At 68.0% G+C, this 13,859-nt stretch carries 17 protein-coding genes and 4 pseudogenes; 8 read left to right on the top strand and 13 right to left on the bottom strand.

Going from position 1 to position 13,859, the window contains the following annotated elements:
* Positions 1-54 precede the first annotated feature (54 nt).
* Complete coding sequence (locus AOK17_RS33570) at positions 55-783, top strand: alpha/beta fold hydrolase (RefSeq protein ID WP_055616353.1); 729 nt, start codon at positions 55-57, stop codon at positions 781-783.
* Positions 784-935: 152 nt separating this feature from the next.
* Here the strand turns inward: AOK17_RS33570 and AOK17_RS54090 are convergent.
* The 3 genes and pseudogenes from AOK17_RS54090 to AOK17_RS33560 all read right to left on the bottom strand — a co-directional run.
* A pseudogene (locus AOK17_RS54090) lies at positions 936-1,236 on the bottom strand (helix-turn-helix domain-containing protein); the annotation flags it as partial.
* 124 nt (positions 1,237-1,360) lie between these two features.
* A complete protein-coding gene (locus AOK17_RS33565; protein ID WP_055616352.1) occupies positions 1,361-1,753 on the bottom strand; it encodes a hypothetical protein in 393 nt (130 codons plus the stop codon).
* Complete coding sequence (locus AOK17_RS33560) at positions 1,750-2,046, bottom strand: hypothetical protein (RefSeq protein WP_245697538.1); 297 nt, start codon at positions 2,044-2,046, stop codon at positions 1,750-1,752. The genes AOK17_RS33565 and AOK17_RS33560 overlap by 4 nt, the downstream gene beginning before the upstream one ends.
* Before the next feature lie 236 nt (positions 2,047-2,282).
* Between AOK17_RS33560 and AOK17_RS33555 the strand changes: the two genes are divergently transcribed.
* Positions 2,283-2,693 (top strand): hypothetical protein, encoded by a 411-nt coding sequence (locus AOK17_RS33555; RefSeq protein WP_055616351.1) that lies wholly within the window; start codon positions 2,283-2,285, stop codon positions 2,691-2,693.
* Positions 2,694-2,708: 15 nt separating this feature from the next.
* Here AOK17_RS33555 and AOK17_RS33550 read toward each other — a convergent pair.
* Positions 2,709-3,455: pseudogene (locus AOK17_RS33550) on the bottom strand (IS256 family transposase); the annotation flags it as partial.
* A gap of 274 nt (positions 3,456-3,729) precedes the next feature.
* Here AOK17_RS33550 and AOK17_RS50295 point away from each other — a divergent pair.
* Together AOK17_RS50295 and AOK17_RS52690 are read left to right on the top strand one after the other, a co-directional pair.
* Positions 3,730-4,163: pseudogene (locus tag AOK17_RS50295) on the top strand (transposase); the annotation flags it as partial.
* A 12-nt stretch (positions 4,164-4,175) separates the two neighbouring features.
* Positions 4,176-4,364, top strand: a complete 189-nt coding sequence (locus AOK17_RS52690) for a hypothetical protein (RefSeq protein ID WP_245697536.1) — start codon at positions 4,176-4,178, stop codon at positions 4,362-4,364.
* Between the two features lie 163 nt (positions 4,365-4,527).
* On the opposite strand, the gene AOK17_RS33535 is transcribed toward AOK17_RS52690, so the two are convergent.
* The 5 genes from AOK17_RS33535 to AOK17_RS33515 form a co-directional block, all read right to left on the bottom strand.
* Positions 4,528-5,679 (bottom strand): hypothetical protein, encoded by a 1,152-nt coding sequence (locus tag AOK17_RS33535; protein WP_055616350.1) that lies wholly within the window; start codon positions 5,677-5,679, stop codon positions 4,528-4,530.
* Entirely contained in the window at positions 5,676-6,092 is a 417-nt protein-coding gene (locus AOK17_RS33530) for a hypothetical protein (RefSeq protein ID WP_055616349.1), read from the bottom strand. The genes AOK17_RS33535 and AOK17_RS33530 overlap by 4 nt, the downstream gene beginning before the upstream one ends.
* Positions 6,093-6,169: 77 nt before the next feature.
* On the bottom strand, positions 6,170-7,243 hold the full coding sequence (locus AOK17_RS33525; protein WP_055616348.1) for an integrase core domain-containing protein: 1,074 nt from the start codon (positions 7,241-7,243) through the stop codon (positions 6,170-6,172).
* Positions 7,244-7,808: 565 nt separating this feature from the next.
* Positions 7,809-8,348: a hypothetical protein gene (locus AOK17_RS33520; protein WP_169801970.1), complete on the bottom strand. Its 540-nt coding sequence runs from the start codon at positions 8,346-8,348 to the stop codon at positions 7,809-7,811.
* Positions 8,349-8,441: 93 nt separating this feature from the next.
* Positions 8,442-8,768 carry a hypothetical protein gene (locus tag AOK17_RS33515; protein WP_055616346.1) on the bottom strand — a complete coding sequence of 109 codons (327 nt, stop codon included), beginning with the start codon at positions 8,766-8,768 and terminating at the stop codon, positions 8,442-8,444.
* Positions 8,769-9,186: 418 nt separating this feature from the next.
* Here AOK17_RS33515 and AOK17_RS33510 point away from each other — a divergent pair, with 418 nt between their 5' ends.
* The 3 genes from AOK17_RS33510 (at position 9,187) to AOK17_RS33500 (ending at position 11,005) form a co-directional block, all read left to right on the top strand.
* Entirely contained in the window at positions 9,187-9,606 is a 420-nt protein-coding gene (locus AOK17_RS33510) for a hypothetical protein (RefSeq protein WP_055616345.1), read from the top strand.
* A gap of 193 nt (positions 9,607-9,799) precedes the next feature.
* The gene (locus AOK17_RS33505; RefSeq protein WP_055616344.1) at positions 9,800-10,057 is read left to right on the top strand and encodes a hypothetical protein; all 258 of its coding nucleotides are present in this window, start codon (positions 9,800-9,802) and stop codon (positions 10,055-10,057) included.
* Positions 10,058-10,381: 324 nt separating this feature from the next.
* Positions 10,382-11,005: a hypothetical protein gene (locus AOK17_RS33500; RefSeq protein WP_157881443.1), complete on the top strand. Its 624-nt coding sequence runs from the start codon at positions 10,382-10,384 to the stop codon at positions 11,003-11,005.
* Between the two features lie 87 nt (positions 11,006-11,092).
* On the opposite strand, the gene AOK17_RS33495 is transcribed toward AOK17_RS33500, so the two are convergent.
* From AOK17_RS33495 to AOK17_RS33480, 4 genes are all read right to left on the bottom strand, one after another.
* Positions 11,093-11,524, bottom strand: coding sequence for a DUF6300 family protein (locus AOK17_RS33495; RefSeq protein ID WP_055616342.1), 432 nt, complete (start codon positions 11,522-11,524; stop codon positions 11,093-11,095).
* A gap of 456 nt (positions 11,525-11,980) precedes the next feature.
* Positions 11,981-12,196, bottom strand: a complete 216-nt coding sequence (locus AOK17_RS33490) for a hypothetical protein (RefSeq protein ID WP_055616341.1) — start codon at positions 12,194-12,196, stop codon at positions 11,981-11,983.
* A 78-nt stretch (positions 12,197-12,274) separates the two neighbouring features.
* Positions 12,275-13,147 (bottom strand): hypothetical protein, encoded by an 873-nt coding sequence (locus AOK17_RS33485; RefSeq protein WP_055616340.1) that lies wholly within the window; start codon positions 13,145-13,147, stop codon positions 12,275-12,277.
* Between the two features lie 44 nt (positions 13,148-13,191).
* Positions 13,192-13,449, bottom strand: coding sequence for a hypothetical protein (locus AOK17_RS33480; RefSeq protein WP_055616339.1), 258 nt, complete (start codon positions 13,447-13,449; stop codon positions 13,192-13,194).
* A gap of 65 nt (positions 13,450-13,514) precedes the next feature.
* Between AOK17_RS33480 and AOK17_RS33475 the strand changes: the two are divergent.
* Positions 13,515-13,859 (top strand): annotated as a pseudogene (locus tag AOK17_RS33475) (ATP-binding cassette domain-containing protein); the annotation flags it as partial.

Below are 13,859 nucleotides of genomic sequence, written 5' to 3'. Positions count from 1 at the left end.
GTTGAGTCAGCCTCTTCGCCAGCGCTCACAGACCCCTACCGTGAAGGACCGACCATGCCGGCCATCCTGATCCATGGCGTCCCTGACACCCACCGTGTCTGGGACGGCGTTCGCCGGCATCTGACCCGCCGTGACGTGGAGGCCTGGGATCTGCCCGGCTTCGGCGCGGCGCCGTCGCCCGACTTCGGTTCCACCAAGGAGGAGTACGTCGACTGGCTCGTCGAACGCCTTGAGCAGGTCGGCGAACCGGTGGACCTGGTCGGTCACGACTGGGGTTGCATCTTCACCGCACGCATCGCATCGATACGGCCTGACCTGGTTCGTACCTGGGTGGGTGGCAACGGCCCGATCAGTGCGCAGTACGTCTGGCACCCGCTGGCGAAGACCTGGCAGGACCCGGCCGATGGCGACCGCTACATGAACGAGCTGGAGCCCACGTCCTTCGCCAAGGATCTGGTGGCCGGGTTCGACGTTCCCCCTGAACTCGCCGAGCAGATGGTCCGTCACGTGGATGGACCGATGAAGGACAGCATCCTCAAGCTCTACCGCTCCGCGCTGACGATGGGGGCGGAGTGGGAACCGGCACTGGCGAACCTGTCCGCCCCGGCCCTGGTGTTCTGGGGCGTTCTCGACCCGGCCTGCCAGATCGAGTTCGGTGAGAAGCTCGGCGCCGCTGTGCGGGCGTCCCGCATGCTGAGGCTCGACTGCAACCACTGGCCCGTGCTGCAGAAGCCGGCCGATGTGGCAGCGGCCCTTGAAGCCCACTGGAACCAGCCCGAGTAGGGGACAGAAGGTGAGGACGACAAGCCCCCGGAGGCCGCCCGCCTCCAACCAGCCGGTGGTTTCGGGGGCCTGCTCGGCCGGTAGGGTCCGCGCGATCCGCGGCAGCCGCCACACCGCCGCCATCGAGCAGTCGATGTCGGACTCTTCCAGGCGATCAGTGTTCTGATCCGGGCCAGGGCCCACCGCTGGTCCTCCCAGCCGTGCTCGGCCGGCCCGAGCGCCAACTCCTGCTCCAACTCGGCGAACTGGCCATCGGAGAGTTTGGGAGGTTTCGGCGGGCCCGTGGAGGCGAGGGCGTCCATCCCGCCCTGCCGCCAGGCACGACGCCAGCGTTCCACCGACCGCTCGCTCACCCGCAGATCTCTTGCGATCACTGGGTCTTCTCGCCGCGCGCGAACCGCTCGCCGGCCTCATTCCGGATCCGCTCGCGAAACCGCCACTGCTTGCGGTCAGTCCGCCCCCCTGCGCGTACCGCCCTCCACCGGCCTACCGCAGCGATCTGTAGGCGTTACCCTCGACAACACCCGAAGAGGTCAGTAGTTCGGCTGAGGTGGTCGTGCGGGGCCTCAGGGGTTCCTCAGGCGGTGTCCCAGGTGCGCAGTTGGCGGGCGATCTGGGCGACGCCGATGGTGGTGGCCACAGCGTCGCGGACCAGGGCCACGGCGTCCTTGGGCTGGTAGGTGAGGCGGCGGCCGTTCAGGGCGAGGTAGGCCTCGCAGGAGTGCCAGGCGAAGGCGTCGTTGGAGTGCTCCAGTGCGGGCAGTCTGAGCAGGGTCTGCAGCAGGGCTGCGGCCTTCAGGTACAGGGAGCCGTAGATGTCGCGTTGCATGGCCCGCGCGTTGGCACGGGCGACGGCCGCGTAGAGAGGGCCGTAGTCGTCGACCTGGGGGTCACCGTCGAGGAGCTCGGCTGCGTGCAGGAGGAAGGGCACATCGAGGGGATGGGGCTGCTGGGGGTCGGGCTGGTTCACGCGGCGTGGCCCCGCTCGCCTGGCTCCATCTCGCGGCGGGCCTGCTGTTCGGCGGCCCGCTGCTCGGGTGCGGGGTCGGCGGTGCTGGGCTCGGCGGCGAAGGCATGCCCGCTGCGGTCCATCGAGTCCTTGAACGCCTTGAGGAAGCTGTCCTCCACCGCAGTCGCGCGGGCGTACGCGGCGGACAGGATGTAGTCCTGGATGCTGACTCCGGCCTGCCTGGCGGCGGCGACGATGGCGGCCTGCTGTTCGGGGTCCCGGAAGCGCAGGCTCATGGCCTTGGAAGTCGACATGGTATCTACGGTATCAGTGGTATCACATGGTGTCCACGGGTAAGGCTCGGTAACAGAGCTGCGGGGGCAGGCCACCGGCCAGAGCGCCCAGTCGCAGTGCTTCCGCTACGACCACCAGAGCCGTCTGACCCGGGCGTTCACGCACGCCCTACGGCAGGCATCTGCGCGAACACCGCACAGACCACGTCCGACTACACGGGCACGAGCCCTATCAGACTGCCTACACCTACGACCGTATGGGCAATCTGCAGTCGACCACGGACACCAGCTCGGTCGGCACCGCCACCCTGCGCGACGATCTCTACCTCGGCTACGACGGTGCCGGTACCTGGACGCCAGCCAACGCGGACTGGCCGCACGGTGTCCGCAAGATCTTCGACAGGACCGGTACCACCACCAACCGCACGGACACCTTCACCTACGACACCGATGGCACGATGCTCCAGCGCATCGAGCAGGGGACAACCGCCGCGGCCAAGACCACCGTCGACTACACCTGGACCAAGCTGGTCCAGCTGTCGAGCCTCAAAACCATCAGGACCAGCGGTAGCGAACTGACCCGCTACGCCTATGACGCCGACGGCAACCTCCCGGTCCGCACGACCCCGACAGAGACCCTCGTCGGGTCTGTCAAACGAGCGGTGTAACTGGGGTAGTTGGGGTTACTGACGGGCTGCTGAGAGGCGGCCGTCGAAGGTGATGTCGAAGGCGTTCAGCGCGGTCTTCCAGCGCATGGTCCAGCGGGCCTGACCTTTGCCGGTGGGATCAAGCGACAGGATCGCCATGTAGACGCATTTCAACGCAGCCTGCTCGTTGGGATAGTGTCCGCGGGCCTTGACCGCCCGGCGGATCCGCGCGTTCACCGACTCGATCGCGTTCGCCGTGCGGACGATGCGGCGGATCTCGGTGTCGAACCGCAGGGACGGAGTGAACTCCTCCCAGGCGTTCTCCCACAGCTTTACGATCGCCGGGTACTTCCGGCCCCAGGCATCGGCGAACTCGGCGAACCGGTCCAGAGCGGCCTCTTCGGTGGGAGCGGTGTAGACGGGCTCGAGAAGCTTGGCGATCTTGTCCCAGTCCTGGCGGGCGGCATAGCGGAAGGAGTTCCGCAGCAGCTGCACCACGCAGGTCTGCACGATCGTCTGCGGCCAGACGGTCTCCACCGCCTCGGGCAGACCCTTGAGCCCGTCGCAGACCAGCATGAGGACGTCGCTGACGCCGCGGTTCTTGATCTCGGTGAGGATGTGCAGCCAGTGTTTGGCACCCTCGCCGCCGTCGCCCGCCCACACCCCCAGGATTTCCCGCCGGCCCTCGGTGGTGACGGCCAGGGCCACGTAGATGGGCCGGTTGGCGACCGCGCCGTCACGAATTTTCACGTGGATGGCGTCGATGAAGACCACCGGATAGACGGCTTGAGTTCTATCGGTGGTCGCGAACGCTTCTGAAGGAGACGTTCGGATGCCGAGGTACCCTCCCGACAAGTTGTCGAGTTCGGTGAAAAGGCGGTACTTCGAGCTGCTGCGAGAAGGTCTCAAGGGTGCCGCCGCTGCCCGTGCGGTAGGGGTCTCAACCAGCTGCGGATCACTGTGGTTCATTGATGCTGGAAGCATGATCGTTCCTGACCCCGGCCCGGTGTCCCCACGTTTCCTCACCCAGGACGACCGGATCACCATCGCGGACGGCCTGCCCAAGTCGGCCCAGCCCGCGGCGAAGAAGGCCATCCAGGACATCTACAACACCGAGGACAAGGAACACGCGGCCAGGGCGGTCAAAGCGCTCGAGAAGCGTACAAGGCGAAGTTCCCCAAGGCCGTCAAGAAGATCACGGACGATGAGGCCGAACTGCTGGCCTTCTACGACTTCCCCGCCGAGCACTGGATCCATCTGCGCACCACGAACCCGATCGAGTCGACCTTCGCGACCGTGCGGCTGCGGACGAAGGTCACCAAAGGTGCCGGCTCCCGCGCGGCCGCCCTGGCGATGGTGTTCAAGCTCGTCGAGTCCGCCCAGGCACGATGGCGAGCCGTCAACGCGCCCCACCTCGTTGCGCTGGTGAGAGCTGGCGCCTGCTTCGAACGCGGCGAGCTCCTCGAACGCCCCAGAACCCTCGCGGCATAGGGTCGGGCCACCATGACCGGCTACGACACCTACGGCACCAGCACACACACCGCGAGTGAACTGGTCCGCCTCGTCACCGGCCACCTCGACGTGGTCTTCACCGAGCGCGAAAGTGACTACCGGGGCGTCTACCACCTCGCCCGGAGCACTTTCGGACGCATCGAGATCCAACCGAACGCCATCCCCGGCGATGACGGCTAGGACGACCTCTACACCCCGGAACACCCGGCAGTCCGGGTCCTCTTGCTCACCAACACTCCGGCCTCAGAGCCCACCCTCCACACCCGCCTGGGCACCATCCAAGGTCTCGTGCACCTGGACCGCGAATCATGGTGAGCCGCTGCTGACCCACAACTCTTGACAATTACTCGTTTGGGTCTCGGAAGCGGCCGAGTCCCTTCCTGATGGCGTTTAGCGGTGAGCTGCCCGTCTTGGCCGTCCCTGGCACGGGCGGCCGGGGCGAACCGTCACCGCCTGTGAACTCGGCCAGTGCGGCGTGGGCTGCTTCGGCCGCCTCCTGGTAGAGATCACAGGTCTTTGTCATGGCATCGAGTGCTTGGGCGTATTTGATGACCAGGCCCTGGGCGTGGGCCAGTTCCTCGTCGAGGGTCAGCAGGTGCCAGCCCTGGCGCAGCTGTGTCAGGGCCTGCTCAGCGCCTTCGGGTAGTGGCCGCGGCAGCTTGGCGAACTCTTCGATGAGGTCGGAAAGTTCTGTTGGCTCGGAGCCGTCCAGGAACACACTGTGCACCGTGAAGTGCTCCGCGTTGTAGTGCGGGCTGTGCGGCTGCGTGGGCAGGACGACGGCGCCGCCGCGTGGCATCCGCACATTCAGCTCCCGTTTCATCGCGAAGTCGGCAACCTGTGCCTGCGCCGGTGTGGCCCGGTGCTCGACCACCTGGTGCCGCAGGCTTGGCGGCAGGAACGCGGAGACCGGCTGCTTCCCCTTCGCGTCCGGCGTCATGGCCTCATGCACCACGACATGGATGTACCACGTGTTGCGGGAGTGATCCCGCAGGCGGCGGCGCATCTCGCTCTGGTCCTTCGGCAGGTAGTTCGCCGCCCGCAGCCGCACTCCGGGTAGCAGGTCGTGGTCCCAGGCAATTCGGTCGCTGTCGGGCCAGAACATGGTGGCGGGCGAGGGCCATCGGGGGTTCCACGCCAGCTCCGCTTCGGCGGCCAGGACCCAGGTGATTCCTTCGTTGTCCGCACGACGGGTCTCATGCTCGTAAGTGGTCAACTGTGCACGCACCATGGTGCTGTCGGCCACGCGCCAGCGGGCCTCGAAGAGTCGACGGGCGGACGGGCCGGGGCCGGCGGACTCCTCCCGCGGGTGCAGGACGGTGGAGCGGGCCGCCTCTACGGGGTCGAGGTCCAGGAAATCGTCGAGGACTCCGGCTGCCTTGAGGGCGATCAAGTTGCGCCGGACGTCCTGCTCGGGTTCGGGCCCGGGATGGCACCCGCGTGCCAGCCACACGGTGTTGGGGATGGTCGTCGTAGAGCTGCTGTTCTTAGTCATGGAACCGTTCTGTGGAAGATCAAGGCCAGACCAGTATGGTCGTTGCTGCTGCACATGTCGCACTGTGCTCCCGGCGCGAGCAGGTATCTCGTACACCGCTGCCTGCCGGTGGACGAGGGGTCGTTCGCGGTCCATCCGCGGGGTTTGTACAGCACCTGGAGCGCCAGGTTCGTCGGTGCGGCCTTCGGCTGGTACAGGGAGGAATAGACAAAGTTCACCCCGGCCAGGATCGCCGTGCCCGCCACGCCCGCCGCGATCCTCGTCGGGTACGGAGTGCCGCGCCAGATCTTCTCCCGGACGACCACCCACAGCGCCCACAGGGAACAGAAGAAGTGCGGGATGAACACCAGCGTGTAAAGCGTCGCCTCGGCTTCCTGGAACCACAGGAAGACCAGCAGGGTGGTGACGGTCACCGCGATGAGGACTGTTGGGTGCCAAAAGTCCCGCACATGCGTTGAGCTGGGCGTTCGCCAGACTGTCGTGATCTTCGTCAGGCTGTGTCGCGGTACTCGTGGATGAGCCCACTGAGGACGTCGTGGCGCTGGATGTGCTGGGCGGGGAAGGGGATGACGTCCGGATCGTCGGCTGGTGCGCGAAGGTGCAGGGCCCGGTGCGGCCTTCCGGAGTTGTAGTGCTCGGCGTATTCGGCGAGGACACGCCGTGCGTGTTGCTCGTTGTAGATCAGCATCCGGTCGGTGCACTCGGCCCGCACGCTGCGGATGAACCTCTCCACGTGGGCGTTCATCCGCGGTGTCTGTGGCGCGCTCTTCAGGATCTCGATGCCGTCGGCGGTGAAGACGGCATCGAACGACTGGGTGTAGCGGCTGTCGCGGTCGCGTAGCAGGTAGCAGAAGCCTGCGGCGCGGTCTGCGAGGTTGGCGAGGAAGTTCCTCGAGAGCTGGGTGGCCCAGGCTGCGGTCGGGTGGGCGGTGACGCCGAGGATGTGCACGGTACGGGTGCCGACCTCCATGACCACGAAGGCGTACAGCCTGGTCAGCGCGGCGGTGTCCACGTGGAAGAAGTCGGCGGCGAACAGGCCGGAGGCCTGGGCGCGTACGAACTCGCGCCAGGTCGGGGCGCCGCGGCTTCGTCGGGGTGCGGGGCCGAGGCCGGCGCTGCGCAGGATGCGTCGGATGGTGGAGGCGCCGACGCGGTGGCCCAGGCGCCGCAGCTCGCCCTGGATACGGGCCGAGCCCCAGGTCGGGTTCTCACGGGCCAGGCGCAGGATCAGGGCGGTGAGTTCCTCGGAGATCGGCGGGCGGCCGGTCCGTGCGGGTTTCTGCTTCCACTTCCAGCGCAGTAGCCGCCGGTGCCAGGTGAGCAGGGTGCCGGGTGTGAACAGGCGGTGTCGGCGCAGCCGGGAGGGTAGGTGCCGGGCGAGGGCGGCGAGCACTGCGCGGTCCGGCCAGGTGAGGTGTGGCCGCACGCCGAGCTGGCGGCGCAGCACCGCGTTCTCGTGGCGCAGCGCGAGCAGCTCGGCGTCCTTGGTCTGCTGCGAGCGGGAGAGCAGCAGAAGCAGTCCGAGGAGTCGGAGGAAGACCAGGTAGAGCATGCGCAGTGCCATGGGGTCCGAGCTTGTCGTGATCGCCTGGGAGTCGCAAAGTGCCTGGTCAGATGCTGTACGTCACTTCTGGAACCCTACAGGCGGCTGCGATGAGTTGGGTCATCGTCGCCGCGGCTGTCACACTGGTCGCCGGCCTCGCGGCCGGCTATCTGCTCGGTCGGCTCCGGCCCTGGACCGGCTGGGCAACTGGGCTGCCGATCAGGTCCAGTTCACCGGGGCGTGGATCGGAGGCGGGACCGGCCGCCAGGCCGTCGTCTTCCTGGTCCACGCCGTGACCGCGCCGCGCACCAGCTAGCGCCTGCTGCGCGCTCCGGCCACCGAGGCACGAGGGCCGGCGCCCGTACGCGATCCCAACTGGGTCACCAACCACACCCGCAACGACAAGTAAGGAGTTCACCACCGGTGGTGAACTCTCGGCGCTCAGGCAGGCCCTTACGGACACGGTCTGAGCTCTGCACTTGCTGCTGGGGCGGCTGCGACAGCCCGTCTGGACGCACCGAGGTTGTCGACGCGGGATCGCGCCGACAGATGTGGTGGAGGGCTGCCGGGCTGGCTCTGACCCGGGCTAGCGATCTCCGGCTACCTGTGGTGCTGGTTCCGGGGTTGTTCGGCTGTCCGACGCAGTGAGCAGGCCGATGGCGCCGATCACGTCGCGTGGTGAGGTGGCGAGTTGCGGCTGGTGGTCCAGGACTGCCTGTTGGGCGGCGGTGAGCTGGAGGACCCTGACTTCCCAGTCGACTTTGACGATCAAGATGGCGCCGATGCGCACGACCGCATCCTTGGTGGGCTGAAGGGAAGCCAGGACTGGGCCCACATTCTGCATCATGGTCGCGGTGATGGTTGCGTCCTGGCCCAGGACCAGGCGTGCGTCAGCGATGTGTGCGGCTGTCAGGGCACTCTCGCGGACGACCTGCGACTGTGCGGCGCGGGACATGGTGGCCCGCATCCGTCGGAACCAGGACCCAATGACGGGGTCGTCGCGGTCGAGGACGGCCAGCCCGGCGGTTGCCAGGAGTTCTTCCACGGCGGCCTCGACGTCGCGGTGCGGCGTTTCGTCCGACAGGTAGATCGTGACGGGAAGCGGCGCGACATCCGCCCCGGACACCCTGCTCGCCCGCTTCCATCCGTCCAGGGAACGCGCCGCTGGTGGCCTGCCCTGCCTCAGCAGGTCCGACATCTGAGCCCAGATGAAGTCATTTTACCCAAGGCCGTGCTCCATCAGGCCGTGCACCCAGGACGCGAGCAAGCGGACTGCACCGGTGAGCTCGGGCACCGGGTAGACGATCGTGCCCAGGCGCTCGAGGGCTCGCTCCAGGACGTCCTGCTGCGGTTCGAGCTGCTCCAACTCCGCCCACAGGCACTGCAGTTCCCCGGCGGCGTCGGACTCGCCGAACTCCGCCTCGTGCTCCTGCAGCAGATCCACGATACGCACGAGAAGTTCGATGGTCATGGCGGCGACCCGCTCGACGTGATGGCGCAACTCGAAGGAACCCGGGATGACGACGATGTGGGAGTTCGGACTCACAACCCCAGTGACGTAGGTGCCACCGTTGATTGACTCACCGTCGACCGGAGGGCTGGCAGGAGAGTCCTGTCGCCTGTCGCCGTTACTCATGATCAAGTCTCCCTTGCCGTTGCGCCACGGCCACTTGCACCCGTCCGAGGCCGACAGGCGAGCGGGGAGAGGGGCCCGCCCGGCGAGGCCCCAGAGAGAGGCATCCACCACGTCTATTTGCAACGATACCGGTCGAACCCGTCGTGGTTGAGAGGAAGTTGACAAGCGGAGTGGAGAGAAGGCGGTCCGCCTGTACCTTCCCCGAAGGCTCGTAAGCAGGCTCTGGCCGGGGCCGCGGGCATGCGGGCATGCGGGCAAGGCTTTTTGCCGGTAGACCACGCGCCCGGGACCGAGAGGTATTCGTTCAGTTCGCCGAAGGAGTACTCCCGTGAACCAACAGCCCAGCCACGAAGGCTTCGCCACACACACCTGCTGGTCAGCCAGGTTTCCGAAGGAACGCGTCGCGCCGATTTTCCAGCCCGTCACGGCCGAACGCACCGAACGGCAGCGTGCGGTCGTCCTGGTCGTCGCGGTCTCCGCCGGAGACGGCATGCGCTTGTCCGACCGCCCTCCGGCCGACCGCGTCGACCACCAGCACTGCCCGGAGTCGGACCTGGCGCGGTCGCTGTATCTGCGGGGCAGGATCAGCGGCGCGATCGAGGCGGAGCCCGGCCGAACGGAACGAGCGCTCGTGGACGAATTCGCCGCCAAGGTACTGGTGGTGCCCTGCAGTGATCAGTGGGCCGAAGCGGTGTCGACGGCTTTGATGGGCAGCTGGGCCGATCCGCTGGTGCTCACCGGACACTAGCCCGACACCGCGGTCGGGGCGCTGAGGGCTGAGGGCTGAGGCTCGCAGCCTGCACAAGGACCTGACGCCGATCTTCCGGCGGGGCAACCGGTACGGGCGGTCGCTGTCGCTGGACGCGAGCCTGGGGGACGGGCTGTCGCTGTAGGACCTGGTCGCCGCCGACGTCGACCTGCTGGCGCGGACACCGGGCCGGGTGTTCGCCGACGAGCGGCTCAATCGCGTCCTGCAAGCCCTGACGCCGGACGAACAGCAGGTCGCGTACGCGTACGCGTACGCGTACGTGTACGCGTACACGGAGGGTGAGAGGACCACCTGGATGGAAGCCGCCGCGTCCGCCGGCACCGCCGACCCGGTGGCCTTCGGCGAACGGGTCCGGCGCAAGACCAAGCGGATGGCCGCCGAGCAGCGCCGCCGTACCGCTCTGCGGAGCGGCGGCCCAGCCGCGTCCTGACCCGGCCGCCCCGGTTGCCCACCCGGCCTCCCCCGAAAAGTACTCGAACATCCCGAGAGCCAGACTCCACGCCTACGGGCCTGCGCCATCGTGGATGGCGATGCCGGGAAGGAGCCGACTGCGGTCCGGGACCGGCGCTGAGTGACGTTCACCGCCGACGAGTACATGGCGGCGTTCCCGGCGATCGCCTGCCCGACGGCACCAGCCGCCCGGCGCCCGTAGCGCGGCCGCCATCGAGGGCAAGCCGTACGGCCGGAGGGGACGCAGACGCGACGCGACCGCGCAGGATCCACCCTCGCGCGGCTTGCCACTACGCTCTGTGTCGTGTCCCTTCCAGCCCCGTCATCACCTGCCCCCGACGCCACCGTTCTCCGCTTCGGGATGCGGCAGTTGCGTACTGGACTGCCAGGCTCGGTCTTCCTGTTGTGCCTTGGCCTGCTTCCCCTGGTCATCGGCGCGGTGCAAGAGGGCCAGCGCACCGGGAGCTGGATCCTGGGGGGCGTGTGGCTGCTCCTGCTGGGAGGGCTGGCGCTACGGATTGCCCGGACGCTGTGGGTGGGGCGCACTACCCGGCTCGTCCTTGACGCATACGGGGCGTGGTGGTGGCACGGTCGGGAGCAACACGCGGTCATTCCATGGGCGTCACTGGCCGGAGTCGGCGTGTACTGGGCATCCAAGGGAGATGCCAAGAACGGCCGGAAGATCATGAGCCTGGAGCTCTGCCCGTCCGATGACGTAACCCCCTCCGATCCGCTGCTGAGGTCGCTGGTGGTGCCGGCGGAAGCTCTGCGCCCGGGCCTTCCGGAACACCGCTACCGCCTCGCCATCCCGACGCCCGCCAGCCGCCGGGAACTTGCCGCGGCGGCACAGGCCCACGCTCCGCACTTGTGGTTTGGCGAGCACGAGCGGCCATACGACTGCCTGGGTCCCTTGCGACACGTCAGCTGAGGTCTGGCCGCGCTTTAGACTGCTCCGCTTCACCACGCCGACGGCACCATGCGGACGGCCGCGGGGTTCGAGACCACGACGTCGTGTTCAGCCTCGTCCGCGCGGTGTGAGGCCGGGCGGGGCAGGCGGACTGAAGGGAACCTCGGGTTCCTGGGCGCGGGCCCAGCCGTGAGCGTGCATCGTCTCGGTCTCCCAGTCCTCGAACAGGTGGGGGAGCGCGGCCGGGTCGCGGTCGGGGTCGCGGTGCCAGCGGATGAAGGCGCGGGCGGCGGGACGGTGCGCGTCGCAGGCCACGCAGAGCTCCATCCACACACCGATCGTCAGCGGGCCGTGCCAGTGCAGGAGGAGGTCGGCTCCGCAGCGGGAGCAGAGCCGGGCCGGCGGTTCGTCGTCATCGCGATCGTCGGGGCGCAGGCGGTCGAGTTCTTCGTCGCTGAGGTTGTCGAGGCTGCCGTCGATGTTCCCCATGCGGCTGAAGGACCCGTCGGGGCGTACGAGGTAACGCCAGGTGAAGGACATACGGTCCCCTTCCCGCGGAGCGATAGGCGAACAGTCACGATCTGCCCGATTCGCGAACGGCGTCAAGGGATGGGACATGAGTGATTGGAGTCGCCTGCCGACGATTTCGAGAGTCACCCTGGTGGCACGGCAGCCGAGCTACGTGCATTGATCTTTAACCGGACGGGTTCCTCCTGAGGAACTGTCGTGAGCGGGCGGGCCAACAACGGCAGGGGGCAAGTCGGCTCATAAGCGCCCTGACCCGTAGGCGGCAAGGTCACCGCTCCCTGCTGAGCACCTCCGACTGACCAACCTGCTCCGCAACTCATCGCAATGCGGGGCTTGTTGGAGTCGTTCTTCCGCAGGTTGGTGAAGGGCTCGCGAGCGCCTCCCTGGGCCTGGCGTTCAGCTCGGCAGCTACGGCGTCCAGGTCCTCGCAGCGGGCGCCTGCTGAGAAGATCAGGTGACCGGCTACGGTCAAGCCGCCCTAAGGGCTTTGAGGGCCATGTGCAGCATGTCGGGCACCGCCTCGGGCGGTACGACGCGCATGGCCACGTAGGCGAGGACGAGCGTCGTGATCGCCGCGAGAGCGGCCCTGACGATCCCGGCAACGTCGGCCTCCTGGACCTTGTCCATGGCCCGCCAGACAATCAGCGCCAGGATGACCAGGGCAAGGACAATCAGAACAATCATGATGGTGGGGTTCCTTCGACGAGAGGGGCTCACCTCTCGGTCCCGGCCTCCACCATCACCGGCAAAGAATCTTGGGAACTACCGTCGGTCCCGACTCTGCGCCATGCGGCGGGCCTGTTCCTTGGCGAGTCGTTTGGCCTTTCGGCGCACACGTTCGCCGAAGGCGTCCGGGTCAGCGGCGCCGGCGGCGGCCGCGGCCTCCATCCAGGTCGCGCCTTCGCCGTCGGTGTATGCGTACACGACGTGCCGCTCGGCCGGCTCCAGGCCGCGGAGCACGGTGTTGAGCCGTTCGTCCTCGAACACGCCGCCCGCAGTGTGGGCGAGCAGGTCCACGTCGGTGGCGACGAGGTCGTACAGCGACAGCCCGTCACCGAGGTCGGCGTCCAGGGACAGCACCCGCCCGTGCCGGGTCCGCCTCCGCCACACCGGCACCAACTGCCGGTGCACCGTACGGGCCTCCGCCTTCAGCGCGCCCAGGGCGGTGTCGCGCAGGAAGCCGTCGGTCAGCAGCGGGGCGCACCAGTCCCCGAGCAGCGCGGTGGTCAGGGCCTGGTTCCAGCGGTCGCTGCGCGGCAGCACCAGCGTATGAGCCGCGAGAGGCTCAACCCAGTCGGCGGCGATCCCGGAGCGCCGCACGGGCATGCCGCCGCTGACCACCGAACGCACGGTGCAGGCATGCAGCAGGTCCGGATGGCCGTAGCGGACGGACGGCACGGTGCGCTCCACGGCGCGCCCCCGGTGCACGTTGGTCCTGTGCAGGCCGTCGGCGGCCTCGACCACCATGAGTTCCTGGCCGGGGGAGAGTGCGAGGAACCTGGGGTCACCGAGGCTGGGTGCCTGAACGGTGGGAACCTTGCCCGTCGGGATGTCCTCGGCCGCTATGACGCGGAAGTCACCGCCGGCGGCTTCAACGAGGATGGCTCGGTGGATCGGGACGTACACGGGGCTCACGCGGGGGTGCTCCTTGTGATGGAGGGGGTGGTGTCCCTTCTCGGTCAGGCGCTGGCCGGACCGGCAATAAATCTTGGAAATCTTCTGCGGCGCCGTGGCGCGGGGCGAACCGTGGTGGTCTGTGCGGCGGCGAACTGTTTGGCCTTGCGCCGGACGCGTTTGCCGAAAGCGGCCGGATCCGCAGCGCCGGCGGCGACCTCGGTCCAGGTGGCGCCTTCACCCTCGGCGTACACGAAGGCGACCTGCCGCTCGGCCGGGTCCAGGCCGCGCAGCACGGTGTTGAGCCGTTCGTTGTCGGACACCCGCCCACAGTGTGGGCGAGGAGGTGATGTCAGGGAGGGGCAAGGATGGCTGCGAACAACAATGCGGTGCAGGTCGAACATCAGCACCGGCCTCAACCATTCCCGTCAGCGTTGTTTGCCTGACCATCAATGATGTTCGTCGGCGCGAGTCGATGCGGGCCACCCTCGGCATGGTCACCCAGGACGGCCACCTCTTCCACGACTCGGTCCGCGCCAACCTGCTCCTCGCCCGGCCCGACGCCGACGAGGAGGAACTGTGGGACGTCCTACGCCGGGCCCGCCTCGACGACCTCGTGCACTCCCTGCCCGACGGCCTCGACACGGTCGTCGGCGAGCGCGGCTACCGCCTCTCCGGCGGCGAACGCCAGCGCATGACCATCGCCCGGCTGCTCCTGGCCCGCCAGCGGGTG

The sequence above is a fragment of the Streptomyces phaeochromogenes genome (assembly GCF_001418655.1).
Taxonomy (GTDB): Bacteria; Actinomycetota; Actinomycetes; order Streptomycetales; family Streptomycetaceae; genus Streptomyces; species Streptomyces phaeochromogenes.
This window is presented reverse-complemented; position numbering and strand designations above follow the sequence as displayed.

Coding starts and splice junctions, on each gene's coding strand:
- AOK17_RS33535 (WP_055616350.1), bottom strand. CDS start 5,679: ATGACTAAGAACAGCAGCTCTACGACGACCATCCCCAACACCGTGTGG.
- AOK17_RS33495 (WP_055616342.1), bottom strand. CDS start 11,524: ATGTCCTTCACCTGGCGTTACCTCGTACGCCCCGACGGGTCCTTCAGC.
- AOK17_RS33555 (WP_055616351.1), top strand. CDS start 2,283: ATGGGCAATCTGCAGTCGACCACGGACACCAGCTCGGTCGGCACCGCC.
- AOK17_RS33525 (WP_055616348.1), bottom strand. CDS start 7,243: ATGGCACTGCGCATGCTCTACCTGGTCTTCCTCCGACTCCTCGGACTG.
- AOK17_RS33490 (WP_055616341.1), bottom strand. CDS start 12,196: ATGATTGTTCTGATTGTCCTTGCCCTGGTCATCCTGGCGCTGATTGTC.
- AOK17_RS33570 (WP_055616353.1), top strand. CDS start 55: ATGCCGGCCATCCTGATCCATGGCGTCCCTGACACCCACCGTGTCTGG.
- AOK17_RS52690 (WP_245697536.1), top strand. CDS start 4,176: ATGACCGGCTACGACACCTACGGCACCAGCACACACACCGCGAGTGAA.
- AOK17_RS33560 (WP_245697538.1), bottom strand. CDS start 2,046: ATGTCGACTTCCAAGGCCATGAGCCTGCGCTTCCGGGACCCCGAACAG.